This window comes from Nonomuraea sp. N2-4H (genome assembly GCF_045291505.1).
In the GTDB taxonomy this organism is placed as follows: domain Bacteria; phylum Actinomycetota; class Actinomycetes; order Streptosporangiales; family Streptosporangiaceae; genus Nonomuraea; species Nonomuraea fastidiosa.
Window position 1 is genome coordinate 2857596 of record NZ_CP147987.1, and the last position, 24249, is coordinate 2881844.

The window sequence follows — 24249 nt, forward strand, 5'->3', positions numbered from 1 at the left end:
CGATCGTGATGGCCGAAGCCGCACCATCGCCCGCGCAGGCGCCGCGCTCCCGCGCGCGGCGCCGCGAGGCGGGCACCGCACTGCTGTTCCTGCTGCCCCAGATCTTCGGACTGGTGGCCTTCATCGGCGTCCCGCTCGGGGTGTCGCTGTACTACTCGTTCACCCACTGGGACCTGGTCGCCCCCGAGCCGACCTGGATCGGGCTGGAGAACTGGACGCACCTGCTCGAGGACGAGCGTGTGCCGAAGGTCCTGTGGAACACGATCAAGTTCATCTTCACCGGCACCCTCAGCTTCCTGCTGATGTCGCTGGTGGCCGCGCTGCTCACCTACCGGCCGCGGCGCGGGGTGGCGTTCTACCGGGCGCTGCTGTTCCTGCCGTACGTGCTGTCGCAGATCGCCGTCGGCATCGTCTGGCGGTGGATGTTCAACACCGAGTCCGGGCCGATCAACGCCGCGATCGAGCTGTTCGGCGTGGACGGGCCGCAGTGGCTGCTCGACCCGGCGACCGCGATGCCCGCCATCGCGCTGGTCACCACCTGGCAGGGGCTCGGCTACGGCATGACGCTCTACATCGCCTCCCTGCACGGGGTGCCCGAGGCGCTGCCGGAGGCGGCGAAGATCGACGGCGCGAACGCCTGGCAGCGCTTCCGCCACGTGATGCTGCCGATGATCTCCCCGACGGTGCTGTTCCTCGTGGTCACCTCGCTGATCGGCGCCCTGCAGTTGTTCGACCCGGTGGTCGCGATGACCACCTCGGGCGGCAGCATCGGCATGGCCGGCGGGCCCGACGACTCCACGCGCACGGTGGTGCTCTACATGTACAACCAGATGTTCAACTACAACGAGCGCCTGTCCGGGCTCGGGTACGCCGCGGCGATCGCCTGGGTGCTGGCCCTGCTGACCTTCGTGCTCACGCTCATCCAGTGGGCGTTCAGCAAGCGGTGGGTCTTCTACGCCGGTGAGGGCGCCGCCAAGAAGGGCGGCCAGTGATGACGATCACCGACACGATCAAGGCGGGTACGCCGCAGCGGGCCGCGCAGCCCGCGCCCGGACTCCACCGGGCGCGCAGGCGGGCCAGGACCGGCTTCTACCACGCCGGGATGACGGTGCTGGTGGTGCTGTACATCCTGCCGGTGCTGTGGGCGGCGTCGATGTCGCTGCGTACCGACGCGAACATGTTCGACGCCGACCAGCTCATCCCGCACCCGATCACGTTCGAGCACTACGCGAACCTGTTCACGATCCTGCCGGACTTCGGGCGGTACGTCGGCAACACGGTGCTGATCGCCGTCGTCGGCACGGCCGGCACGCTGCTGTCGAGCTCGCTCGCCGGGTACGCGCTGGCCCGCTTCACCTTCCCGGGCCAGCGGGCGCTGCTCATGGTGATCCTGCTGACGCTGATGGTGCCGCCGCAGGTGACGCTCATCCCGCAGTACGTCATCTTCCGCAACCTCAACTGGATCGACACCCCGCTGCCGATCATCGTGCCGATGCTGTTCGGCGGCGCGCTGCCCACGTTCTTCTTCCGGCAGTTCTTCCTCACACTGCCGCGCGAGCTGGAGGACGCCGCCGCGATCGACGGCGCGGGCCGCTGGCGCACGTTCTTCTCGGTGATGGCGCCGCTGGCCGGGCCCGCGTACCTGGCGATGGGGCTGCTGACGTTCGTGCAGCTATGGAACAGCTTCTTCGTCAACTCCATCTACCTGCAGGACCAGAACCAGTGGGTGCTCACCCAGGCGCTGCAGAGCCTCATCGGCCGCTACAACAGCCAGTACGGCGAGATCATGGCCGGCGTCACCCTCGTCTCCCTGCCGATCGTCATCGGCTACGTCTTCGTCCAGCGCTGGGTGGTGCGCGGCATCGCCTTCAGCGGCATGGCCAACTGACTCTCGCTCTCCTCCCGGAAAGGGACCCCTGTACGTGAAGATCCCCGCCACGACCGCGACCGTCCGCGTGCACCCGGCCCGCCGCGCCGACCACCCGCTGTCGAAGTCGAAGTTCGCCGTCTTCAACAGCGGCATCGTGCACGCCCCCACGTACCGCCGCGACGAGGCCGCGCTGCGCGCCGCGCATCCGGAGTCGGTCCGCATCGACATCGGCTGGGGCGCCGAGTGGATCGGCTACGAACGGCCGATCAGCACGCCCACCCCGGACGGCTTCGTCTACGACTTCTCCGAGCTGGACGAGATCGGCTCGTTCCTCAACGGCCTCGGCATCCGCCCCTACTGGTCGTACTGCTACGTGCCCGCCCCCTATCAGCCCGAGGGCGGCGACTGGCGCGACCTCGCCGACGACGCCGGCTGGGCGGAGATGGTGCGCGCCTACGTCGCCGGCGCCCGCGAGCGCGGCGTCACGGTCGGCTACCACGAGGTCTACAACGAGCCCGACCTGCGCGACGAGAAGACCGGCGAGGCCGTCTTCTACGGCGGCGACCTGGACGACTACCTGCAGCTCTACCGCACGGCCGCGCCCGCGATCCGCGAAGCCGACCCCGACACCCCAGTGGGCGGCCCGGCCCTGGCCATGGTGCTGCCGAACGAGCACTGGATCCCGGCGTTCCTCGACACCGTGCGGGCGGAGAAGCTGCCGCTGGACTTCTTCTCCTTCCACCACTACGGCACCCACAGCGTGCATGTCGCCCTGGAGAAGGTGCTGCGCCACCTGGAGGAACGCCCCGACCTGGCGGACGTGGAGGTGCACCTCAACGAGTACAACTCCTACCCGGTGCACTATCCGCGCGGCGGCACCCAGGACGGCCACCACATGGCGGCGGCCCTGCTCGCCGACTTCGCCACCCTCCTCGCCGCGCCGGGGCTGACCAAGGTGAACTGGGCGCAGTTCCTCGACAGCGGCCACGGCAACTACTCGGGCATGGTCACCATCGACGGCGAGCGCAAGCCGGTGCTGAGCGCGTACGAGTTCTACCAGAACATGCCGACCGACCGCTGCGTGCTGGAGATCGACGGTCCGCCCGGGGTCGGCGGCCTGGCCGGCGTCGAGCCCGGCCGCCTGTGCGTGGCCGTGTGGAACCGCTCGCCCCGCGCCGTGCGGGTCCGCCTCGACCTGGGCCAGGGCACGTACGGGAGCGTCGCCCTGCGCAGGATCGACGACCGCCACGACGGCGCGAAGGCCGAGCGGCTGCCCGCCGACCGCTACTGGGACCTGGAGCTGCCCCGCGGCAGCGTCGCCCTGCTGGAGGCGACCGACACCGCCGCGCGGACCGCCCCGCCCGCCCCCGCCGGCACCGTCCGCCGGGTCCGCCACCGCTACACCGCCCGCACCACGACCGCCTGGGCCGACCTGGAGGAGGCCACCACCACCTTCCGCCTCGGCACCGCGACCGACCCGCACGCCGTGCCCGTCATCGCCGCCGACCTGGAGGGCTGCGGCGAGACGATCACCGTCACGGGGCGGCTCACCGACGCCGGCGGCGCGGACATCAGCGGCGGGCGGCTCGTCGTCCGTATCGACGGCGGCCTCGGGCAGAGCCGCGAGCTCTACCTGGACGAGCAGGGCCTGCAGACCGTGGACCTCACCGGGCTCGCCGCCGAACCCGGCCGGGCGCGCGTCACGGTCGCGCTGCGCGACGCGCCCGAGCACGCCTTCGCCGTCGTCACCCTCACCTGACCACCTTCACCAGCGCATCATCGGGGACCTTAAGGAGTACCGTGCCCACGCCCTTGCACGACCATCATCCGCGCCCGCTGCTGGCCCGCGCCGGCTGGCGGGACCTCGGCGGCGACTGGCGGTTCGCCTACGACGACGGCGACGTCGGCCTCGCCGAGCACTGGCAGCGCCGCGATGACGTGTTCGACCAGACGATCACGGTGCCCTATCCGCCGGAGTCCCCGGCCAGCGGCATCGGTGACACCGGCTACCACCCGGTGCTGTGGTACCGCCGCACCGTCGAGCTGGAGCCGCCGCAGGCGGGTCGGCGGGTGATGCTGCGCTTCGGCGCCGTCGACTACCGGGCCGACGTGTGGGTGAACGGCGAGCACGTCGCCTCCCACGAGGGCGGCCAGACCCCGTTCGGCGCCGACATCACCGACGCGCTGTCCGCCAGCAGCAGGCAGGTGATCGTCGTCCGCGCCGTCGACGACCCGCACGACCTGGAGCAGCCGCGCGGCAAGCAGGACTGGCAGGAGCGCCCGCACGTCATCTGGTACGAGCGCACCAGCGGCATCTGGCAGCCCGTCTGGCTGGAGGAGGTGCCCGCAGACCACGTCGAGCAGCTCCGCTGGACACCCACCGGAACACCGGGGGAGGTCGATCTGGACCTGCGGCTGGCCCGCCGCACCACCGGGCCCGTTCAGGTGTCGGTACGGCTGGAGCTCGACGGCCGCGTCCTGGCCGAGGAGACGTCCACCGTCACCGGCTCCCGCCTGCGTACGCGCCTGGTCGTGCAGGACGGCGACCACGACGCCGAGCCGCACCACCTGCAGTGGACGCCCGAGCAGCCGACCCTGTGCCAGGCGACCATCACCGTTTACGGCGAGCCCGTGGACGTCGTGCACAGCTACGTCGGGTTCAGGACCGTCGGCACCGACGCCCGGTCGTTCCTGCTGAACGGCTTGCCATACCGGCTGCGGATGGCCCTGTCGCAGGGGTACTGGCCGCAGTCGCACCTGGCCGCCCCGGACGCGGCGGCGCTGCGCACCGAGGTCGAGCTGATCAAGCAGCTCGGCTTCAACGGCATCCGCGTCCACCAGAAGGCCGAGGATCCGCGCTTTCTGTACTGGTGCGACCGGCTCGGCGTGCTGGTGTGGGCCGACGCGGCGGCGTCGTACTCCTTCAGCCCGCGCTCGCTGGCCCGCACCACGCGCGAGTGGATCGAGATCGTCGAACGGGACGCCAGCCACCCGTGCGTCGTGGCCTGGGTCGCGTTCAACGAGAGCTGGGGCGTGCCGCAGGTGGCGCGCTCGGACGCGCAGCGCGACGCCGTACGCGGCCTGTACCACCTGATCAAGGCGCTCGACCCGAGCCGGCCGGTGATCGGCAACGACGGCTGGGAGTACGTCAGCGGCGACCTGCTCGGCGTCCACGACTACACCCACGACCCCCAGACCATCCGCGACCGCTACGCCGCCCGCCTGCAGGACACCGTCGCCGCAGGGCGGCCCGGCGGCCGCGCGCTCACCCTCACCGGCGACGCGCCCGCCGTGCCGGTGGTGCTCAGCGAGTTCGGCGGCTTCACCTACGCCCCCGACGACCCCACCACCTGGACCGGTTACGGCGTCGCCGACTCGCCCGAGCAGCTCCTCGAACGGCTCGGCGCGCTGCTGGAGGCCGTGCACGAGGCCGGGGATCTGGCGGGGTTCTGCTTCACCCAGCTCACCGACACCGGACAGGAGCGCAACGGACTGCTGACCGAGGACCGCAAACCCAAGGCCGACCCCGACTCCATCGCCCGCATCATCCGCGGCCGGAGGTGACCGCACCCATGAGACGACCGTTAAGAACCCTCGCCACCGTCGCGACCGCCCTGCTGATCAGCACGTCGCTCGCCGCCCAGCCCGCCCACGCCGCCGACGCCACCGTCACCGCCGACTTCGCGGTCTCCGCCGACTACCCGCTCATCAAGAGCAAGTTCGGCCTGTTCAACAGCGGGTACGTGTCACTGGCCCGCTGGGAGCGCGACGCCGCCAAGATGGCGGCGCTGCGGCCGGCGCGGGTGCGCTGGGAGACCATGTGGGGCAACGAGCAGCACGACTGGACCCCCATGGTCACCGGCTCGCCCGACGACCCGCAGTACCACTTCGAGCAGATCGACCGGCTCGTCGACCTCATCAACGACGCCGGCGCCCAGCCGGTGCCCGCGCTCACGTACACGCCCGGCATCCTCAAACCGCCCGGCGGCAACTGGAACGACCCGCCGACCGACCCCTCGGTCTGGGCCACGAAGATCGTGCCGGCGCTCGCCGCCCACTGGAAGGAGACCGGCCGGCGGGTCGGCTCGTACGAGATCTGGAACGAGCCCGACCTGCCCGGCGTGTTCTGGACCGGCACCCAGGAGCAGTACCTCGACCTGTACCGTGACGCCTCCCGCGCGCTGCGCGCCGCCGACCCCGACGCCTACGTCGAAGGACCGGCGCTGTGCTGCGTGGGGTGGAAGACCGAGTTCGTCAACCGCGTGCTCGCCGACGACCTGCCGCTGGACGGTTTCTCCTTCCACGCCTACACCGACGCCACCGACGGCAGCCTGGAGAACAACTACCAGGCGGCCACCGACTCGGGCCTGACCGCGTACCGGATGGCCACCGTCGACGACAACCTCAACGAGTACAACTGGTCACACGACTTCACCGTGCCCACCGACGTGATCACCCACCGCGGGGCCGCCGAGCTGCTGAAGAGCTTCAAGGCGCTGCTGGCCAAGCCGTGGATCACCCACGTCGAATGGGCACAGTTCCAGGACCCGGTCTGCCCCACCACCTGCGACGTCATCGGGCTGCTCGACCGTGACGGGCACGTGCGTGCCTCGTACAACGCGTTCAAGCTGTACGCCGACATGCCCGTGGCCCGCAAGCAGCTCACCATCGACGGTGCCGTCGACGGCCTGGCCTCCTCCGACTCCCACAAGTCCGGCGTGCTGCTCTGGAACACCTCCGGCAGCGCCCAGGACGTCACGGCCGCGCTGGACAACGTGCCCTTCGCGAACGGCAACTTCCGCGTCTACCGCATCGACGCCGAGCACGCCAGCTACGAGGACAACCCCGCCAGTGAGACCCTCACCCCCGTCGAGCAGCAGCTCGGCGTCTCCACCGCCGGTCTCACCTGGTCCGGCACCATCCCCGACCATGGCATCGTCTACCTCGAGGCCGAGGACGGCACCGGCACCTCGTCCCTCGACCCGGTGAACGTCGGCACCGTCGTACGCGACCTGCAGTACATGCCGAACCACGGCAAGAAGAGCTACGCGAGCTTCGACCGCCGCACCTGGACCGCCGAGATCGGCATGAGCAGCGAGACCTGGGCCGACGCCGCCGCCGGCGTCGTCGCCACCGACCTTCCCGACACGCTGCGCATCCGCGCCGAGAGCACCGGCACCTTCCAGAACCTCGACGCCAACAGCCTGCACGGCGTACGCATCGACTTCGAGACCGCCTCCGGCTACACCAAGGGCGTGCTCCTGCACGGCGGCCTCTACAACAGCACCCGATCCGCCCCCGTGCCCTGGGGCACCAAGCGGCAGGCCGATGAGGTCATCCGCGTCACCGACTTCTCCGACTTCACCGTCAACCTGCCCGACCTCGCCCCGCCGGGCTGGACCGGACGCGTCACCATGAGCTTCCACCAGCAGAACACCGGCCCCGGCACCCGCACCACGTTCACCGTCCGGCCCGCGTAGCACTGAGATTTGCGTGCGTCCTTCCCGCCGCGCCGACTTGCGGCGGGAAGGACGCACGCATGTGTTCCGCCCGATACGCCGCTCGCGGCGAGAACATCACACGTCACCCTGGCGCCCGCGAGGAACAAGAAGGCTAGAGTGCCGCCTATGGCAGGAAGGATGACCGCGAGAGACACCCCTCGTGGCCTGGCATCTGCATTACCGGCGGACTGCTGCAAGAATCTTGTCTGAGGCCTGCCGGAGCCCCTGCCTGACCTGCGTTTACTTTGGGGCCACTCATCACCCCTGGAGGGATCGCAACACCCGCTCCCACACATCTACAGGGAGCCGGATGGTGGCCGCTCATCACCCTGGAGGGATCGCAACCGTAGCGAGTATGAAGTGCCCCGGCGCGGCCGGAGGATCGTTAGCGATGACCACGGCGATCGGTGCCGTCGCCGGTGGCGCCGTGAGTCTCCGGGCGCGTTGAGGGCAACGGCGGCCACGAGGTGGCGGTGCGGACCGTGGCCGCCGGCCTCAGCGTCCTTTCTCCTGCCGCACTTTGGCGTAGTGGCGGGCGGCTCGGGCGCGGTTGCCGCAGCCGGGTGAGCACCACTCGCGGCGGGTGGTGTCGCGGACGAAGTGCAGCACGCAGCCGGGGCCGGGGCAGGCGCACAACTGGTGGCGGAGCGGCCCGGCGAACAGTACGACGGCTTCCTCCGCCATCTCGGCGATGGCGGCCGCGACCGGGCGGCCCGCGGTGCGGACCGTCACGTGCGGTTCGGGGGTGGTGCGCAGCTCGCGCCAGCGCGGGGTCCGGCCCGCCTGACGGTTGAGCGTATCGACATGGGCCTGATCGAGGTCGTGGCCGCCGACGGTGGCGGCCGCGAGGTCCCGTACGGCGTCTCGGACTTCCCTGGCGGCCTGCAGGTCGCTGTCGGTCACCGTGAGCAGGTCGACGTCGGCGAGCGGGACCGCCAGGCGTGGGCGCATGTCGCGCAGCCACGCCGCCAGGTGCTCGGTGCTCTGCAGGCCGTCCTTGGGGCGGCCTCGTACCGCGTACGAGGTGTTGGCGAGCTCGATCGGCGGGGGTTCGCCGAGGAGCGGGGCGCCGCCGCTTGCTAGCTGAGCCACATCCACGGTTCTAACGGTACCGGCAAGTTGACGGCGTGAGAAACTGCTGTCATAGTTCTAACGCTTTCAGTGGTGCTCAGACGTTAGAAATCACTTACCCCTCGGAGAACACATGACCACGCAGGCCCTGCAGACCGGGCACGTCGCCTTGAACGTGACCGACCTGGCACGTTCCACCGCCTTCTACCGTCAGGTCTTCGGCTTCGAGACCCTGGCGGAACGGACCGACGGCGAGCGCAGGTTCGCCTTCCTCGGCCGCGACGGCACCCTCATGGTGACGCTGTGGCAGCAGAGCAGCGGCCCCTTCCCCACGGATCGCCCAGGGCTGCACCACCTGGCGTTCCAGGTGCCCGACATCGAGGCGGTCCGCCGCCATGAGGCCGTTCTGCGGGAGCTGGGCGTGGACTTCGCCTACGACGGGATCGTCCCCCACGGCGAGGGCGCGTCCTCGGGCGGCGTCTTCTTCAGTGACCCGGACGGCATCCGCCTGGAGATCTACGCGCCGACCGGCGCCGGCACCGCACCCGCACCGGTCCAGGGCGCCCCCACCTGCGGCTTCTTCTAGCCCTCACCTGCGGCTTCTTTTGATCGCACTGCCCGGGCCGCCCGCCGCGGCGGCCCGGCCGCAAGGAAAGGGTTCGCCCATGTTCCATCCAGGCGAACAGATCGTGCAGCGCCGCGCCGGTCTCACCGTCGGCGGCTGGGGGTCGGCGGGCGTGGGCGCGTCCATCCCCCAGGTGGCCGCGGACTTCCTGGCCCGGCAGCGCCTCCTGGTCATCGTGGCCGCCGACGAGACGGGCGCCGCCTGGGCCGGCGCGCTCACGGGCCCGCCGGGGTTCGTCACCGCGCCCGACGACCGCACCGTCATCGCCGACCGGCTGCCCGGAGCCGGAGACCCGCTCGACGGCCTCTTCCGCACCGAACGGCCGGTCGGCGTGCTCGCGATCGATCCCGCCACCCGGCGGCGGATGCGGGTCAACGGCCACGCCCGTGACGACGGCGGCCGCCTGGTGATCCGCACCGAACAGGTGTACTCCAACTGCCCGAAGTACATCCAGACCCGCGACGCCACCGACGAGGCGCTCCCGGAGCGCGGCCCGGCGCAGGTCACCGGCGAGCTCACCGCCGAGCAGCAGAGGCGGATCGCCGCGGCCGACACGTTCTTCATCGGCACGTACGCGCAGGGGCTGGGAGCCGACGCCTCGCACCGCGGCGGAAACCCCGGCTTCGTCACGGTCACCGGCAGCCGCACCCTGACCTGGCCCGACTATGCCGGCAACGCGATGTACATGACCCTGGGCAACCTCGAACTCGAACCGCGCTGCGGGCTGCTGTTCCTCGGCTGGGACGACGGCCACGCCCTCCACCTGACCGGCCGCGCCCGCGTCGACTGGGACCCGGAGCGGGCGGCCTCCGTGCCCGGGGCGCAGCGGCTGATCGACTTCGAGGTCGACCAGGCGATCGAGGTGAGCGGCGCGATCCCGCAGCGGTGGTCCTTCGGCGGATACTCCCGCTTCAACCCCGCGTGAACACCATCAAGCAGACCCGAAAGAGAACCATGCGTGTCCATGTCGACATGAACCTGTGCCAGACCCACGCCCCATGCGTGTTCGCCGCGCCGGAGGTGTTCGCCCTCGACAACCACGACGAGCTGGTGTACGACGCCACGCCCGCCGATGCGCTGCGGCCCGCCGTCGAGGAGGCGGCCCACGCCTGCCCCGTACAGGCCATCATCCTCGAGGGGACCTGATCGTGCCCGGCCGCATCGCGATCGCCGGCGGCGGCCTCGCCGGGCTGTCGGCCGTGCGAGAGCTGCGCCGCCTCGGCTACGACGGCCGGATCAGCGTGGTCGGCGCCGAGCCGCACCGGCCCTACCGCCGTCCGCCCCTGTCCAAGGAGTACCTCCTCGGCGACGACACCGGCCTCGCCCTGCCCGGCACCGGCGAACTCGGCGTGACCTGGCTGCTGGGCCAAGCCGCCACCGGCCTGGACCTCACCGCCCGCCGGCTACTGCGCGGCGCGCAGGAGCCCGTCCCGTTCGGCGCCCTGGTGATCGCCACCGGAGTGCGTCCCCGCATCCTGCCGGGCATCGACGGCCTTCGCGGTGTGGTCACCTTGCGCACCCTCGACGACACCCGCACCCTGCGCGGCGCGCTCGCTGGCCGTCCCCGTGCCGCCGCCGCCGGAGACGTCGCCCGATGGCCGTCCCCCATGCTGGGAGGGCGGCTGATCCGTGTGGAGCACTACGGCAACGCCGTCGCTCAGGGCGCCCACGCCGCACGCGCGCTGCTCGGTATCGCCGGCCGCTACGAGCCGGTGCCCTCGTTCTGGTGCGACCTGTACGGCCACCGGCTCAGATCCGTCGGGCTCACCGGAGCCGGCGACGAGTCGCGGCTCCTAGCTCACGAACTCGATGGCCGGGTTCTGGCCGAATACCGCCACAACGGACGGGCGGTCGGCGCTGTGACCGCCGGCTTCCTGCACCGGCTGACCACCTACCGCCACCTGCTGACCGAATCGACCAAGGAGCACGCATGACCCGTCCCCCTGTCCCGCCCTTCACCGCCGAGACGGCTCGGGCCAAAGTCCAGGCCGCCGAGGACGCGTGGAACACCCGCGACCCGCAGCGCGTGGCACTCGCGTACACGCCGGACTCGGTCTGGCGCAACCGCGACGAGTTCATCACCGGCCGCGACGAGATCATCGCCTTCCTGACCCGCAAGTGGGCGAAGGAACTCGACTACGCGCTCCGCAAGGAGCTGTGGGCGTTCACCGGCGACCGGATCGCCGTCCGCTTTCAGTACGAATGGCACGACGCCGACGGCCGGTGGTGGCGCAGCTACGGCAATGAGCTGTGGGAGTTCGACGCCGACGGGCTGATGCGGCGGCGCGAGGCCAGCATCAACGACCTCCGTATCACCGCCGGGCAACGACGCATCTTCGGCCCGCGCGGAGCCGGCGTCCAAAGCCCGTCCCTCCCGATCGCTCAGTCTTGACGGGCCCTGCGGGGAAGGGTTCGCGGATGCTGCGGGCGCCGGTCGAGATGATCACCTCACGACCTCCCACAGCCGTACCGTCGCATCTGCGCTGCCCGTGGCCAAGAGCCGGCCGTCGGGGCTGAACGCTACGGCGCCGACGACGTTGGTGTGGTCGGTGAGAGGCCCGCCGATAGGGCTGCGAGTGGCCACGTCCCACAGGCGTACGGTTTGGTCCCTGCTGCCGGTTGCCATCGGGACTGAAGGCGATGGAGAGGATGGAGCCCTCGTGACCCGCGAGATGGCCGATCATGGTGTCGTTGTCCGCACGCCACAACTGCACTACGTCGTCGGCGCCCACCGCGTCATCGACGTCCAGCTCTGCGTTGCTGGCCAAGATCGTGCCGTCAGGGCTGAAGGCCACCTCGCCCAAGGACCCGTTGTAAGAGGTGAGGGGTTCACCGATCGGGGTGCGAGTCGCCACGTTCCACAGGCGCAAGGCGTCGTCGCGAGTAGCCAGGATCTTCCCGTCAGGGCTGAACGCCACAGAGCCAACGAGGCCGGTGTGGGCGGCCAGGGGCTCGCCGATGGGGTCGCGGGTGGCCACATCCCACAGGCGCACGGTTTTGTCCCCGCTAGCGGTTGCCAGCATCGTGCCGTCAGGGCTGAACGCCACACAGTAGACGGCGTGGTCGTGGCCCCTGAAAGGCCCACCGATCGGGGAGCGGGTGGCGACGTTCCACAACCGTATGGTCTGGTCATGGCCGCCGCTTGCGAGGATCTTGCCGTCGGGGCTGAATGCCACGGAGCTGACGGCGTCGGTGTGGTCGGTGAGGGGGCGGCCGATGGGGGTGCGGAGGGCCACATTCCACAGACGTACGGTTTTGTCCTCGCCGGCGGTGGCCAGGATCTTGCCGTCGGGGCTGAACGCGACCGTGTAGACGCCGTCGGAGTGGCCGGTGAGCGGCTCGCCGAGAGGGACGGCTGGGCTGCTTCCCACGATGGCGTGGTACAGGGCCGGTACGGCGGCGGCCAGCCCCACTCCGCCCAGCCCGAACAGGAGACGGCGGCGAGTGAGAAACCGCCTCGGTGCATTCGGCTGTCGGTCTGAAGGCGACGGCGGGAGGACGGCAGTGGGGGAGGGCGCCGGTTCGGGCCCCTGCGGAGCCGGAACCTGCTCGGTCGGGAACAGTGCGGTCGATTGGGCAGGCGGCTGGTGTTGCTGCCGGCTCTGCGGCTGATTCTGGGCGAGCGGGACGAGCTGGGCACGGAGCTGCTCGGCGGTCGGGCGTTGCGCGGGGTCGCGGGTGAGCAGTGCCCTCAGCACCGGCTCCAGAGGACCGGCGTGACGAGGCGGGGCGGGCTCTTCGGTGGCGATGGCGACGAAGATCGCTGCGGCGGTCGGCGCCTGGAACGGCGGGTGGCCTTCGACCGCGGTGTAGAGGGTGGCGCCGAGCGACCAGAGGTCGGAGGCGGGTGTGGCGTCCTGACCGCGTACTTGCTCGGGCGCCATGTAGGCGGGGGTGCCCAAGATGGCCCCTGACATGGTTAGGGTCATCTCGCCTTCGACGGCTGCGATGCCGAAGTCGGTCAGGACGACACGGTCGTTCTCCAGCAGGACGTTGGCGGGCTTGATGTCGCGATGCGTGATGTCGGCCTGGTGCGCCGCTTGCAGGGCGTCCAGCATCTGCAACCCGATCTGCGCGACCCGATGCGGCGGCAGGGCACCCTCTTTCGATAACAGATCGGCCAGGGAGTGCCCGCGTACCAGCTCCATGACGATCCAGGGGCGCCCGTCGTCGCCGGTGACCCGGTCGTGCACGGTGACGATGCCGGGATGCTTCAGCCGGGCGGCGGCGCGCGCCTCCCGGCCGAGCCGGGCGATCCAGACCTGCCGCGCAGCGTCGTCCAGCTGCTGGGGGAGGCGCAGTTCCTTGACGGCCACCTCTCGGTCGAGTTGCTCGTCGTGGGCTCGCCAGACCGCCCCCATGCCGCCTTGCCCCAGGAGGCCGATGAGACGGTACCTGCCTGCCAGCAGGCGTCCGGATGCGGTGTCCGCCTCTCGGTGCGGCTCCTTCTCATGCAGCGAGTCCAAGGCGTGCCCCCTCGCAGGAACTCGTGTCCGATCGAAGATCAGATCATCTCAGAAATCTCCCAGCGTGGCGGCGAGACGCCACTGCGGGACCTGCTCGGTGATCACCTGCTGGACCTGCTGCTGGAGCGTTCACGCGACGGCTCTGGCGGGCTGCGGCCGACCGGTGAAAGCTCGGTGCTCGGCAGACCGGTCAAGGCGGTGCTGGAACGCGCGCTGGAGACCGAGCTCATCAGGCAGCAGCCGTTGAAGCTACGGGCCTCAGCGCGAGGGCCGGGCACGTGCGCGATCACCTCGTGGCGGTCGTCACCCCGCGTGCCGCGCGTGGCCGGGTCGTGAGCGCCGCCGTCAGGATGTGATGAAGGCCAGCAGGTCGGCGTTGAGCTGCTCGTGGTGGCTGGCGAAGACGCCATGGCCGGCGGTGGGGTATTCGACGTAGCGGCAGCCGGGGATGAGCTTGGCCGTACGGCGGCCGGTGACGTCGATCGGGGCGGAGAAGTCGGCGACGCCGTGCACGACGAGAGTCGGCACCGTGATCTTCGGGAGCGTGTCGCGCAGGTCGGCGGTGCGCACCACCTCCTGCCCTTGAGCACCGCCCACGGCGACGGCCGCAGGCACAGCCCCATCATCCAGTCGATCATCGCCGGGGAGACCTGCGGGTTGAGGTGGCTGGCGAAAAACGCCTGCGCCTGGTCGGCCAGCGCCTTGGGCCGGTCGGCGCGGAACTTCGCGGCCGCCGCCTCCACCGCCTGCGCGGGCACGCCCTCCGGGTTGTCGTCCGACCGGATCAGGCACGGCAGCATCGTGGATACCAGGGCGGCGCGGGCGACCCGCTGCTGCGCGTGCCGCACCAGGTAGTGGGCGACCTCGACACTGCCCAGCGAGTGCCCGACCAGCGTGGCCCCTTCCACGCCGGTGTGGCGGAGCAGGGCGGCCAGGTCGTCGGCGAAGGAGTCGAGGTCATAGCCGGTGGACGGACGGTCGGAGCGGCCGTGCCCGCGCCGGTCGAAGGCGATGCAGCGGTAGCCCCGCTCGACGAAGTAGGGGATCTGGTACTCCCACATGTCGGCGTCCAGCATGACCCCGGCCACGAAGACGATGGGCTCGCCCTCGCCGTAGTCCTCGTAGGACAGTCGCGTGCCGTCGAAGCTTTCGAAGAACATGCTCCCCCTTGAGAATCGATCAAGAATCGTACGCGGTGGCGAGGGCGTGGAAGGCCGCCTTAGGGTGCAGGCTCCTGTCCTGGTCGATGCGGACGAGCCCGTAGGAGGCCAGGTCGAGGTCGTAGCTCGGGTCCGGGTGGTGCGGATACCGGTAGCCGGCGAACGTGTACCAGAAGGCGGTGTCCACCCCCTCCTCGTCGAAGATGCGCAGGAGATCGCGCAGGTAGGCGGCCTGACCTTCCTCGTCCCGCTCGTAGGAGCCGTTGAGCCGCCACGGGTCCTGCGTACGGTCGACGACGAGGAAGCCGGTGCCGCCCCGGTCGGCGGCGCCCCGGTAGGTGCAGCAGCCGAACTCGGCGATCGCCACGGGGCGGCCGTGGCGGTGCAGCGCGCGGATCTCGTCCCGGTAGGTGGCGGCGTTGCCGGCCGCGCGGTAGGCGTCGGCGGCGACGTAGTCGAACGGCGTCCAGTCCACCCGCTCGAACGGCACCGACGCGTAGGTGACCTTGCCGCCGAACCGTTGACGGACCGTGGCGACGGCCTCGGCAAGGAAGGCGTTGATGCGCTCGGGCAGGGCCTGGAGCAGGCCGGGCAGCTCGGGACCGCGCCCGGCCACGAGCGCGATACGGGTGAGGAAGTCGTCGCCGGGCAGGAAGCCGTGCGCGAACAGGCTCAGCTCGCCTCCGGTGACCAGCACCACCTCGGCCCCGCCGCGGCGGAGCTGCTCGGCGCGGTCGGCGCAGTCGGCGAGCAGCGGCAGCAGCTCCTCGGCGGTCAAGTCGCAGGGGAACGGCGAGTACCACACCTCCAGCCCGGCCTCGGCCGCCTCGTGCGCCGCGAGCGTCAGCCGGTCGGGGTTGCTGCCGGTGACGCGTACCGCGGTGCAGTGCAGGTCGCGGGCGATGGTCCGCATGTCGCGGCGCACATCAGCCGGGTCGAACGTTTCCCGCGACCAGCCGTCCGACACGGCGGTCCCGGTGTCGTAGTGGACGCCCTCACCGCGCACGGGACACCTCCGCGACCGCCATCTGGATGCGGCGCCTGCGGTACCACATCACCCAGACGGCCAGCAGGACCACGGTGACGACGTGCAGTGCCGTGGACAGACCCGCCATGGTGTCGATGGGCAGCAGGTAGACGAGCACGACCGGTGCGACGGCGTCGAGCAGCAGCCCTGCGCCGATCACCATGCTGAGCACGAAGAAGTGGCGGCGGAAGGCGGGATCGGCGTGCCAGCGCTCCTCGAGCCGTACACGCGCGGCGTCGTCGGCCGCGTTGAGACGCCGGATGAGCGCGTACACGATCGGCTTTCCGATGAGGCAGGAGCCCACCAGCAGCAGGCCCGCCGCGCCGGCCAGAACCGACTCCCTGGCCAGCAGGATCCTGGGGTCTCCGGTGAGCAGCGACACGGCGAGCAGCAGCAGGAAAATGACGCTCACCAGGGCGGCGAGTCCGTTCAGTCGCCGCCGCACCACGGCGACGTACGCCACCCGTATCAGGGCGGCGAGCCCGCCCGCCGCCAGGGCGGGCAGCGCTTCCATGCCGAGCGCCCGGCAGAGGTAGAAGACCACGGCGGGCAGCCCGGCATCCCACAGCAGTCCCGCGACGAGCCGGCGGTTGTCCATGTGCATGACACCTCCTAGATCAGGCTGGGAACGCTAGGGGCGCCTCGTCCGGGTGTCCTCAACCCGCGGCATGAGATCGCGCGATCTCCACCCTGGGGTGGAGATGCGCGGCGAGGTGCGGCGATATCGGGTTCCTGATCGGTGGGGGAACGAAATCACTATTGGGCAGGGCGGAAGCGGCTCTGCTTCGCAGCCGGAGCATCACAGCACCCGCCCGAGAAAGACGGATCCTTCGATGCCCGGCACGTCTCGCCGTCCCCTGCCGGCCGCCGCCGCCCTCACACCACCGACGGTGGGCGAGAAGGCGGCCTCGGCCGCCGTGCTAAGAACCGCGCAGGACTACTACGACCGCGCCGCCGAGCACGCGCGCGTACCTGTCCTCCGGGCGCGCCGCGGCCGCCGTGATGCGGAAGCCGGGGGGCGAGCTGCACAAAACAAACCACGGCGGCGCCGACTACGGCCTGGCCCGCGTGGAGCAGCTGCGGGCCGGGCCTTCATCGGCGCGGATCCCGTTCGTCATCGGCTCTCGCGAGGCGCAGCGCTTCATGATCACAGGGGCGGACAATGACGAGAACCGGCACCCGTCACTTCAGAGCAAGGTGTTGAAGCCGTAGAAGACGATGCGCTGGTCGTCGTCCAGCTCTTCCTCCAGCTCCTCGATGTACTCATCGAATTCTTCATCGTCCAGCTCCTGGCCGACGCGGCTCGCGGTACCGCGTGCGAGATCGATGAGCACACAAGCGTCTTGGGGGAGCAGCGGAGGTTCGAGCCGGGGCCAGGTGAGGTTGTCCCAGCCGATCGTGACCTGCACCTCCTCAGGCCGCTTGCTCACCAGCTCGGGATCACCGCTCCTTCAAGGTCGAGCGTGGAGAGATGCTCGTACCCGCTTCCCGGCTTGGGGAGACCGCCGAGCTTTCGCCCCTGTTCGTCGAAACGAAACTCGGTGAAGCCGGGGATCCTCACCATCGTCAGTGGATAGACGGGCTGTTCCCAGGCACCTCACCGTGCTGGTACACGCGTAATTCGCAGGTGTCATCGGGCCCGCCGATCCAGTGGCCGTCCCTGACATAGCGAGCGGCCGCCTGCATGACAGCGGCCTGATCATTACTGACCTTGACGAACTCCCAACCGCCGCCGCCCTGTATGAACGATCCTTCGAACAAGTAGAAGCTGTGCATCACACTCCCGGGTGTCTTGTGAACCTGGCTGCCGACATCTGGGTGACATCTGTGCTCGTGCGGACCGGATCACAGTCTGACGGTTGGGAATCCGCCCGGCATCACGACGTGTCGCCGCGTGCGGATCGGGCTTGGGCTTCGGGCACCGGCGCCACCTCACCACGAACACCGGCCGGTGTCGCCGCCGATCGACATCGTTCCGAGCGGCAGCGGGTCGCTGCGCCGGCGCGTCCTGCCGATCCGGTGCGACTCGCTGCGGCAGGCGAAGGCGTTGGCGAACTGGCCGAGCACGACGGCGGCTTGGCGGTCATCTTGACGTTCCGGTGTTGGGGATGGACGAAAGCCGTCGTGGCCGCGAAAGAGGCGGTCACCCAGCTGATCACGACGGAGACGACGCCGAGCTGGACGGCGGCTCGCAGGCAGGCCGTCAGCACCGCGCGCCCGTGACCGAGACGGCCCAGCCACGCCACCAGGGCGCCTAACGCGGCGAGAGCCACCAGCGCGATGGGCAGAACAGGGGTGAGAGAGATCAAGGAAGAAGAACGCGCACCCGGAAGCGTCCCCGTCGCGGCTCTGCCGCCACGTGGTCTGCCCGGGCTCGGGACACACGTCTCCGTAGCCCGACGACCAGCCGTCCCGGCCCGCATCTCGGCGGCACGGTGCGCCTCGCTGCTACGGATCTTCAGCGCCCGATGACCATGGGCTCGCATGACTGCTGGATGGAGGTGGCCGGGGTGGGGTTCCGCTGTGCGCGAAGGCGGCGGGACCTGGCCGCGTTGTCTCCCTATCGTGTGGGGTATGGCCACCTCCATCCAGCAGCCGGCGTCCATCTCGTCGCTACGTCCCAAGGCCGATCGGGCCGCCGACAAGCCCGCTCCGGCGCGCGAGCCGCTGTGGCGGGAGGTGCTCGGTGAGTGCCTGCGGAGCCTCCGCCAGGAGCGGGGCGAGAAGCTGAGCGAGACGGCGGCGCGCGCCGGAGTCTCGCCGCAGTACCTCTCCGAGATGGAGCGCGGCGTCAAAGAGCCGTCGAGCGAGATGATCGCCGCGGTCGCAGGCGCGCTGGATGTGACGCTGGTCGATCTGACCCTCGCGGTCGCGGATCGGGTGCGGTCCACTCAGGTCGGCGAGGTGCGGTCCGCTCAGGTCAGCGCTATGCGGTCCGGCCAGGTCACCGCGGTGCGGTCCGCGAAGGTCAGCGCGCGGTACGGCGCCGTCTGCTCGGCCGCGTACGCGCTGGCGGCGTAGCGGTCGGCAGGATCACGCGGCCGGCAGGATCACGCGGCCGGCGGCCTTACGGGCGGCGTTCCCCGAAGATCTCGTCGATGAGCCCGTATTCGAGAGCCGCGGCCGCGGTGAACACGCGGTCGTGATCGGTGTCGGCGCGCAGGGTCTCGACGGTCTGTCCGGTGTGCCGTGACAGGATGGTTTCGATGTCCGCGCGGACTCGTACGACCTCGTCGGCCTGCAGGATGAGGTCGGGGATCGGCCCGCGCCCCTGAGCGGCAGGCTGGTGCAGGACCACGCGGGCGTGGGGGAGCGCGGCACGCTTCCCCTCGGCTCCCGCGGCGAGGAGAACGGCGCCGACTGCCACGGCCTGACCCACGCAGGTCGTCGAAACGCGCGGGCGGATGTGGCGCATGGTGTCGTAAATGGCGAGCATCGCGCTCGGGTCCCCGCCCTCGCAGTTGATGTAGAACTGGATTTCGGCGTCGGGATTGTCCGCCTCCAGGAAAATCAGCTGCGCGATGATGGTGTTGGCGACGCCCGCGTCGATGGCGGTGCCGAGATAAACGATCCGCTCGGTGAGCAGGTGCGAGTAGACATCCATGATCCGCTCGCCGCGCGGATTCTGCGCGATGACGTTCGGAATCGTATACGAGCTCACTTACCCGCTCCTTCGGTGATGCTGAATCCGGGCTTATGGCGATTGCGCGGGGCGATTTCGTCGAAGTTCTGCACGATGGAGTCGATGAAGCCGTAGTCGAGCGCTTCCTGCGCCGTGTACCAGCGGTCGTGCAGCGAGTCCTCGAAGATCCGCTCGAAGGGCTGGCCGGTGTCCTCGGCGATGAGGCCGAGCACCGTGTCGCGCGTGTGCCGCAGGTCGCCGGCCTGCAGCTCGATGTCGACCGCCGTGCCGCCGATGCCCGCCGAGCCCTGGTGCATCAGGACGCGCGAGTGCGGCAGAGCGCGTCGCTTGCCCTTGGTTCCCGACGACAACAGGAATTGACCGGCGCTGTAGGCGATTCCTAGGACGAGCGTGGACACGTCGCAGGGAATGAGACGCATGATGTCGCGAATCGCCAACATGGAGGGAACCGAGCCGCCGGGGGAGTGAATCCACAAAGCGATATCGGCCGACGGGTCCTGGGTGGCGAGCGCCATCATCTGCGTGGCCAGCAAAGTGCCGTTGTCGTCGTCTAGTGGGCCGTCGAGAACGAGAACTCGCTGCTCGTAAAGCTCGCGCCGCATTCGCTGGTTGAACAGCGGAACACTTGATTTTTCGCTCATGCGTCCATCATGGGCGGCGCTAAGGGGCCCGATCGACCGAATCTGCCTGGGGCAGATCTGCTCTCAGCAGCGTGGAAGGACGATCTTCGATGGCCGTTGCGACGTAGGCTCGACGGATCCCCGGATGTTCCTCCGGCGCTTCTGGCGGAGAGCGGCGCCGTCTTTGAATGTGACGGCGTGGCGCGCCCGAACGCTGGTGATCAAGCGCCACCATCGGTCCGTCGGCCCAGCCCGCCGGGGAAGGCTTCGCGGGATTCGGAGCTCACGGGTACGGGCCGCACGGCCGCCGGGTCGCCGAGGACATCGTGGAGCAGGTACGCAGGTGGGACCGCGACCACCGGAACGGGCCAGGCCCGGCGTTCTCCGTCTGGCCGATCGACGTCCCCGAGGAGGCGCTGCCCGAGGGGGCCGTCATCACGAAGCGTCACTCCCGCGTCTCGATCCTCGCTCCTGAGGTGAGCGGCCGGTCGATCATGTACGGCGGCGACACCACTGCGGCGGCGGTGAGCGGATGGCGGATGGGAGACACCATCTGTGCCCATCCGGACGATCTGCCCGATCAGGGCTCGGTACAGGCGTGCACGCCGTGGTGCCACCATTCCATTCGACCCAGCCGGGGCACAGAATGCGCACGGCATGATGGAGATGTCGCTACTGGACGGGCCACAGCGCAGAGAGCGGGCACCGGGGCGGGGCAATCCCGTTCCGTAGCCGCCCCGCCCCGCAGAGGCATGAGCGCGCACCTCAGCCGAATGCGGCCTCGGTGACCGGTGCCCACTCTCGCCACTCGCGCAGCCGCTCGGCGTAGATGGCTTCGATCTCGGGGAGCGTGTTGCCGAGGACGAGCCGCCGGGGCGGCTTCTCGGTGTCGGCGAGCAGGAGGATCGCGTCCGCGGTCGCCGCCGGGTCGCCGAGCACCCATTCCTTGGCGTCGGTCACCTCGTGGACGGCGGCGTAGTCGGGGTGACGCTCGGCGGTGCGCAGGCTGGTGGCGCCGGCGAAGTCGGTGGCGTACGGGCCGGGCTCGACCATGGTCACGTGCACGCCGAACGCGGCGACCTCCTGGGCCAGCGACTCGGACAGGCCCTCGACCGCCCACTTGGAGGCGTGGTAGGCGCCGATCGCGGGGTAGGCGCGTACGCCGCCCTCGCTCGTGATCTGCAGGATCCGGCCGGAGCGCTGGGCTCGCAGCACGGGCAGGACCGCTTGGGTGACCCAGACGGTACCGAAGAAGTTCGTCTCCATCTGGGCGCGCAGGTCGGCCTCGGTGAGCTCCTCGACCATGCCGAAGAGGCCGTAACCGGCGTTGTTGACGACGACGTCGAGCCGCCCGAACCGCTCCACGGCCCGCTCGACGGCCTCGAAGGCCGCCTTCCGTCGGTGACGTCGAGGGGCAGTGCCAGGACGTTGTCGCCGTAGCGGCGTACGAGCGGGTCGAGCGCGGTGACGTCACGGGCGGTCGCAACGACTCGGTCGCCGCGCCGCAGCGCGGCTTCCGCCCACAGGCGGCCGAAGCCGCGCGAGGCGCCGGTGACGAACCAGATCTTGGACATGATTTCCTTCCCCCAGGTTTTCCTGCTTTCAGCATGCGTACGCTTCAGTCATTCCACAAGCGAGGCTTTCGCACAGGAGGCATGCGGGCTTCGCATGGCTAAGCTGGATCGCATGGCGGAGTTCACCGTTCCGGCGCTGCGGGTCGTCCACGCCGTCGTCGGCACCGGATCGTTCACGGCGGCCGCTGAGCTGCTCGGATACACGCAGTCGGCGATCTCCCGGCAGGTGGCGGCCGCGGAGTCGGCCGCGGGGACGCCGTTGTTCGTCCGGAAGGCCCGTGGGGTGGAGGCGACCAGGGCGGGCGAGGCGGTCGCGCGGCGGGCAGCGGCCGTGCTGGCCGAGCTCGACGCGCTGGGCCGGGAGCTGGCCGCGCTCGCCGACCCGCTCGCCGAGCAGGTCACGCTCGGCGCCTTCCCGACCGCGACCTGGTCGCTCGTCCCCAAGGCCGTGGCGGCGCTCCGCAGCGAGCACCCCGAGCTGGCCGTCGAGCTGCACGAGGCGTCCAGCCCGGCGCTCCTGCGCCAGGTGCGGGCGGGCGGCGTCGACGTCGCCGTGATCGCCGTCGGTCAGAGCCTGCCCGACTACGACCTGCACGACCTGCGCACCGAACGCCTGATGACCGGCGGCATGGGCATCGTCGCCGTGCCGGAGAATCACCGTCTCGCCGGACGGTCGCGCGTCTCGGTCGAGGATCTGTCCGGCGAGCCCTGGATCGTCGGTACGGGGCCGCGCGGCGACCCGCAGTTCGGTGCCTGGCCGACGTTGCCTGAGCCCCGCATCGCCCACCGCATCCGCGACTGGAACGCCAGGCTCGGCTTCGTCGCCGCCGGGCTCGGAATCACGACCGTCCCCCGGATCGCCGTCTCCGGCCTGCCCGCCGGGATCGCCGTCGTCGAGGTGGACGACCCCGCCTATGCCGGGCGTACCACCCTGGCCGTGACCAGGCCAGAGCCGTCTCCAGGGCAGCGCGTCGTCATCGCGGCCCTGCGAGCCGCGGCCGAGTCCGCATGACCCCGTGCAAGCCTCCGGCCGGTTCTCACCGAGTACTGGGGTTGATCGACGAGGGGAGCAAGGCCGGTGCGTCGCAGACGGGCGCGTCGTGCCGCTGCCAGGTGGCCAGGTGGCGCAGCGTCCGGCACGGCCGGCCGTCACCACGGCGCTCCCGGCACGGCAGGGTTCGCGCCGGAGCCGGGGTGGGCAGGCCGGCCCGACGTCACCACCTCCTGTACGCCGTGCAGGTCGTACAGCGCCTTGTGCACCGCCCCCAGGCTTCATGCACCGTCACCGCGTAGTCGACCGGGGCGAGCCGGGCCGCGAACCGGCGGCCGGCTCGACCGCGGCCGGGCCGGCGGGCGGCGGCTCGCACACCACGCCGAAGCGGCCGCAGCCACGGCACCGACCCCCTCAGGCGGCGGGGGAGGCCACACGGGGTCGAGCACCGGCTCGCCGTGCGCCGCCATGACCGCGCAGAACCCCCATCGCGGGCGACCCAGCCGGTCATCGCGCCGCCCCGCTCCCAGCTTGTCAGCCGCGCCGAAGCTGCGGGCGACCTGTTCGACGGTGAGGGCTGAGCACCACGTGACGCAGGCCGGTTCGGACGACCATCGAGTGACGAGGTCGCGGTAGTGGCCACGTCGTGGCCTGACGCTGGAGCGCCTGGACTTCCGCTGCTCGATCGACTTGCCCCTGACGCCAACGTCAGGTTTTAGCGTGGGGGGCCTCGGCGGTCGCCGAGCATTCATCCCCACGTATAGAGAGGCGGTTTCGTCATGCGCGCAGTTCGCTATCACGAGTACGGCGGCGTGGACACCCTGGTGATCGAGAAGGTGCCGGACCCGCATCCGGGGCCTGGCGAGGTGCGGATCCGCGCCACGGCGGCCGGCGTCAACCCGGTCGACTGGAAGGTGCGGTCCGGTGCGGTGCGCGAGGTGCTCCCCGTGGAGCTGCCGGCGATTCCCGGGCGGGACGCCGCCGGGGTGGTGGACGAGATCGGTGCGGGCGTCGAGGGGGTGAGCGTCGGGGATCGGGTCTTCGGGCTGGGCGGCGTGACCGGGGCGACGGCGGAGCTGGTCGTGCTGTCGGCGTGGGCGCACGCGCCCGCCACGTGGAGCGACGAGCAGGCCGCCGCCGCGGGCCTGGCGTCCGTCACCGCCATGCGCGGTATGAAGGCGCTCGGTCCGCTGCAGGGGCGCACGATTCTCATCGAGGGGGCGTCCGGGGGCGTGGGCAGTGCGGCGGTGGAGATCGCGGTGGCTTGGGGTGCCACTGTCATCGGGACGGCCAGCGAGCGTAATCACGCGTTCCTTGAAGAGCTCGGGGCGGTGCCCACCACGTACGGGCCGGGCCTGGCCGAGCGCGTCGCCCGCCTGGCTCCGGGCGGTGTCGATGTCGTGCTGGACGCCGCAGGCTCCGGCTCTCTGGACGATCTCGTCGCCATCACAGGGGACCCCGAGCGTGTGACGACGGTCGCGGACTTCACCAACGCGCAGCGTCTGGGCGTGCGGGTGATCAACGCGGAGAACGACTCCTCGCTGCTCGCCGAGGCGGCCGAGCTCGGCGGGCAGGGGCGGTACACGCCGCGCATCGAGCGTACGTACCCGATCGAAGAGATCGCGGCGGCGCACGCCTACGCCGAGCAGGGGCGTACGCGGGGCAAGGTCGTGATCTGCATCTGACCACATCACCGTCATT

At 70.5% G+C, this 24249-nt stretch carries 24 protein-coding genes and 1 pseudogene; 13 read left to right on the forward strand and 12 right to left on the reverse strand.

Features of this window, described 5'->3' with window-relative positions; all coding sequences use genetic code 11:
* Positions 1-8 precede the first annotated feature (8 nt).
* Genes WBK31_RS13005 through WBK31_RS13025 form a run of 5 tightly spaced genes read left to right on the forward strand, consistent with a single transcriptional unit; the run spans position 9 to position 7350 of the window.
* Positions 9-992, forward strand: a complete 984-nt coding sequence (locus WBK31_RS13005) for a sugar ABC transporter permease (protein WP_364070494.1) — start codon at positions 9-11, stop codon at positions 990-992.
* Positions 992-1888, forward strand: coding sequence for a carbohydrate ABC transporter permease (locus tag WBK31_RS13010; protein ID WP_364070497.1), 897 nt, complete (start codon positions 992-994; stop codon positions 1886-1888). The genes WBK31_RS13005 and WBK31_RS13010 overlap by 1 nt, the downstream gene beginning before the upstream one ends.
* Before the next feature lie 34 nt (positions 1889-1922).
* Complete coding sequence (locus tag WBK31_RS13015) at positions 1923-3629, forward strand: GH39 family glycosyl hydrolase (RefSeq protein WP_406674907.1); 1707 nt, start codon at positions 1923-1925, stop codon at positions 3627-3629.
* Between the two features lie 41 nt (positions 3630-3670).
* Positions 3671-5434 carry a glycoside hydrolase family 2 protein gene (locus WBK31_RS13020; protein WP_406674908.1) on the forward strand — a complete coding sequence of 588 codons (1764 nt, stop codon included), beginning with the start codon at positions 3671-3673 and terminating at the stop codon, positions 5432-5434.
* 8 nt (positions 5435-5442) lie between these two features.
* A complete protein-coding gene (locus WBK31_RS13025) occupies positions 5443-7350 on the forward strand; it encodes a GH39 family glycosyl hydrolase (RefSeq protein ID WP_406674909.1) in 1908 nt (635 codons plus the stop codon).
* A 516-nt stretch (positions 7351-7866) separates the two neighbouring features.
* Here the strand turns inward: WBK31_RS13025 and WBK31_RS13030 are convergent.
* Complete coding sequence (locus tag WBK31_RS13030) at positions 7867-8469, reverse strand: CGNR zinc finger domain-containing protein (protein WP_406674910.1); 603 nt, start codon at positions 8467-8469, stop codon at positions 7867-7869.
* A 106-nt stretch (positions 8470-8575) separates the two neighbouring features.
* Between WBK31_RS13030 and WBK31_RS13035 the strand changes: the two genes are divergently transcribed.
* The 5 genes from WBK31_RS13035 to WBK31_RS13055 all read left to right on the forward strand — a co-directional run bounded on the left by WBK31_RS13035 (position 8576) and on the right by WBK31_RS13055 (position 11459).
* Positions 8576-9028 carry a VOC family protein gene (locus tag WBK31_RS13035; protein WP_406674911.1) on the forward strand — a complete coding sequence of 151 codons (453 nt, stop codon included), beginning with the start codon at positions 8576-8578 and terminating at the stop codon, positions 9026-9028.
* Between the two features lie 79 nt (positions 9029-9107).
* Positions 9108-9992: a pyridoxamine 5'-phosphate oxidase family protein gene (locus WBK31_RS13040; RefSeq protein ID WP_406674912.1), complete on the forward strand. Its 885-nt coding sequence runs from the start codon at positions 9108-9110 to the stop codon at positions 9990-9992.
* A 29-nt stretch (positions 9993-10021) separates the two neighbouring features.
* Positions 10022-10213 carry a ferredoxin gene (locus WBK31_RS13045; protein WP_364070515.1) on the forward strand — a complete coding sequence of 64 codons (192 nt, stop codon included), beginning with the start codon at positions 10022-10024 and terminating at the stop codon, positions 10211-10213.
* Positions 10214-10215: 2 nt separating this feature from the next.
* Positions 10216-11001, forward strand: a complete 786-nt coding sequence (locus WBK31_RS13050) for an FAD-dependent oxidoreductase (protein WP_406674913.1) — start codon at positions 10216-10218, stop codon at positions 10999-11001.
* Positions 10998-11459 (forward strand): nuclear transport factor 2 family protein, encoded by a 462-nt coding sequence (locus tag WBK31_RS13055; RefSeq protein ID WP_406674914.1) that lies wholly within the window; start codon positions 10998-11000, stop codon positions 11457-11459. The genes WBK31_RS13050 and WBK31_RS13055 overlap by 4 nt, the downstream gene beginning before the upstream one ends.
* A gap of 51 nt (positions 11460-11510) precedes the next feature.
* Here the strand turns inward: WBK31_RS13055 and WBK31_RS13060 are convergent, their stop codons facing one another.
* The 8 genes and pseudogenes from WBK31_RS13060 to WBK31_RS13095 all read right to left on the reverse strand — a co-directional run bounded on the left by WBK31_RS13060 (position 11511) and on the right by WBK31_RS13095 (position 17787).
* Entirely contained in the window at positions 11511-11693 is a 183-nt protein-coding gene (locus tag WBK31_RS13060) for a hypothetical protein (RefSeq protein ID WP_364070632.1), read from the reverse strand.
* Between the two features lie 241 nt (positions 11694-11934).
* Positions 11935-13533: pseudogene (locus WBK31_RS13065) on the reverse strand (WD40 repeat domain-containing serine/threonine protein kinase); the annotation flags it as partial.
* A gap of 101 nt (positions 13534-13634) precedes the next feature.
* Positions 13635-14693: an alpha/beta fold hydrolase gene (locus WBK31_RS13070; protein WP_406674915.1), complete on the reverse strand. Its 1059-nt coding sequence runs from the start codon at positions 14691-14693 to the stop codon at positions 13635-13637.
* A gap of 19 nt (positions 14694-14712) precedes the next feature.
* Entirely contained in the window at positions 14713-15699 is a 987-nt protein-coding gene (locus WBK31_RS13075) for a hypothetical protein (RefSeq protein WP_364070529.1), read from the reverse strand.
* On the reverse strand, positions 15689-16324 hold the full coding sequence (locus tag WBK31_RS13080; RefSeq protein ID WP_378789405.1) for a VC0807 family protein: 636 nt from the start codon (positions 16322-16324) through the stop codon (positions 15689-15691). The genes WBK31_RS13075 and WBK31_RS13080 overlap by 11 nt, the downstream gene beginning before the upstream one ends.
* Before the next feature lie 583 nt (positions 16325-16907).
* On the reverse strand, positions 16908-17150 hold the full coding sequence (locus WBK31_RS13085; RefSeq protein ID WP_364070538.1) for a hypothetical protein: 243 nt from the start codon (positions 17148-17150) through the stop codon (positions 16908-16910).
* A 136-nt stretch (positions 17151-17286) separates the two neighbouring features.
* Positions 17287-17496 (reverse strand): hypothetical protein, encoded by a 210-nt coding sequence (locus tag WBK31_RS13090; RefSeq protein WP_364070541.1) that lies wholly within the window; start codon positions 17494-17496, stop codon positions 17287-17289.
* A gap of 156 nt (positions 17497-17652) precedes the next feature.
* Positions 17653-17787: a hypothetical protein gene (locus WBK31_RS13095; RefSeq protein WP_364070544.1), complete on the reverse strand. Its 135-nt coding sequence runs from the start codon at positions 17785-17787 to the stop codon at positions 17653-17655.
* A 507-nt stretch (positions 17788-18294) separates the two neighbouring features.
* Between WBK31_RS13095 and WBK31_RS13100 the strand changes: the two genes are divergently transcribed.
* Entirely contained in the window at positions 18295-18741 is a 447-nt protein-coding gene (locus WBK31_RS13100; RefSeq protein WP_364070546.1) for a helix-turn-helix transcriptional regulator, read from the forward strand.
* Between the two features lie 46 nt (positions 18742-18787).
* On the opposite strand, the gene WBK31_RS13105 is transcribed toward WBK31_RS13100, so the two are convergent.
* From WBK31_RS13105 to WBK31_RS13115, 3 genes are all read right to left on the reverse strand, one after another.
* A complete protein-coding gene (locus WBK31_RS13105; protein ID WP_364070548.1) occupies positions 18788-19381 on the reverse strand; it encodes an ATP-dependent Clp protease proteolytic subunit in 594 nt (197 codons plus the stop codon).
* Positions 19378-20004 (reverse strand): ATP-dependent Clp protease proteolytic subunit, encoded by a 627-nt coding sequence (locus WBK31_RS13110; RefSeq protein ID WP_364070551.1) that lies wholly within the window; start codon positions 20002-20004, stop codon positions 19378-19380. The genes WBK31_RS13105 and WBK31_RS13110 overlap by 4 nt, the downstream gene beginning before the upstream one ends.
* 744 nt (positions 20005-20748) lie before the next feature.
* Complete coding sequence (locus WBK31_RS13115) at positions 20749-21348, reverse strand: SDR family NAD(P)-dependent oxidoreductase (protein ID WP_406674916.1); 600 nt, start codon at positions 21346-21348, stop codon at positions 20749-20751.
* Between the two features lie 321 nt (positions 21349-21669).
* On the opposite strand from WBK31_RS13115, the gene WBK31_RS13120 reads away from it, so the two are divergent.
* Together WBK31_RS13120 and WBK31_RS13125 are read left to right on the forward strand one after the other, a co-directional pair.
* Positions 21670-22569 (forward strand): LysR family transcriptional regulator, encoded by a 900-nt coding sequence (locus tag WBK31_RS13120; RefSeq protein ID WP_406674917.1) that lies wholly within the window; start codon positions 21670-21672, stop codon positions 22567-22569.
* Between the two features lie 758 nt (positions 22570-23327).
* Positions 23328-24233 (forward strand): NADP-dependent oxidoreductase, encoded by a 906-nt coding sequence (locus WBK31_RS13125; protein ID WP_406674918.1) that lies wholly within the window; start codon positions 23328-23330, stop codon positions 24231-24233.
* The last annotated feature ends 16 nt before the right edge of the window (positions 24234-24249 follow it).

What these genes read in the sequence shown, in the direction of transcription:
- WBK31_RS13005 (WP_364070494.1), top strand. Translation starts at nt 9, where the DNA reads ATGGCCGAAGCCGCACCATCGCCCGCGCAGGCGCCGCGCTCCCGCGCG.
- WBK31_RS13010 (WP_364070497.1), top strand. Translation starts at nt 992, where the DNA reads ATGACGATCACCGACACGATCAAGGCGGGTACGCCGCAGCGGGCCGCG.
- WBK31_RS13025 (WP_406674909.1), top strand. Translation starts at nt 5,443, where the DNA reads ATGAGACGACCGTTAAGAACCCTCGCCACCGTCGCGACCGCCCTGCTG.
- WBK31_RS13035 (WP_406674911.1), top strand. Translation starts at nt 8,576, where the DNA reads ATGACCACGCAGGCCCTGCAGACCGGGCACGTCGCCTTGAACGTGACC.
- WBK31_RS13040 (WP_406674912.1), top strand. Translation starts at nt 9,108, where the DNA reads ATGTTCCATCCAGGCGAACAGATCGTGCAGCGCCGCGCCGGTCTCACC.
- WBK31_RS13045 (WP_364070515.1), top strand. Translation starts at nt 10,022, where the DNA reads ATGCGTGTCCATGTCGACATGAACCTGTGCCAGACCCACGCCCCATGC.
- WBK31_RS13055 (WP_406674914.1), top strand. Translation starts at nt 10,998, where the DNA reads ATGACCCGTCCCCCTGTCCCGCCCTTCACCGCCGAGACGGCTCGGGCC.
- WBK31_RS13060 (WP_364070632.1), bottom strand. Translation starts at nt 11,693, where the DNA reads ATGGCAACCGGCAGCAGGGACCAAACCGTACGCCTGTGGGACGTGGCC.
- WBK31_RS13070 (WP_406674915.1), bottom strand. Translation starts at nt 14,693, where the DNA reads ATGTTCTTCGAAAGCTTCGACGGCACGCGACTGTCCTACGAGGACTAC.
- WBK31_RS13080 (WP_378789405.1), bottom strand. Translation starts at nt 16,324, where the DNA reads ATGCACATGGACAACCGCCGGCTCGTCGCGGGACTGCTGTGGGATGCC.
- WBK31_RS13090 (WP_364070541.1), bottom strand. Translation starts at nt 17,496, where the DNA reads ATGCACAGCTTCTACTTGTTCGAAGGATCGTTCATACAGGGCGGCGGC.
- WBK31_RS13100 (WP_364070546.1), top strand. Translation starts at nt 18,295, where the DNA reads ATGGCCACCTCCATCCAGCAGCCGGCGTCCATCTCGTCGCTACGTCCC.
- WBK31_RS13110 (WP_364070551.1), bottom strand. Translation starts at nt 20,004, where the DNA reads ATGAGCGAAAAATCAAGTGTTCCGCTGTTCAACCAGCGAATGCGGCGC.
- WBK31_RS13120 (WP_406674917.1), top strand. Translation starts at nt 21,670, where the DNA reads ATGGCGGAGTTCACCGTTCCGGCGCTGCGGGTCGTCCACGCCGTCGTC.
- WBK31_RS13125 (WP_406674918.1), top strand. Translation starts at nt 23,328, where the DNA reads ATGCGCGCAGTTCGCTATCACGAGTACGGCGGCGTGGACACCCTGGTG.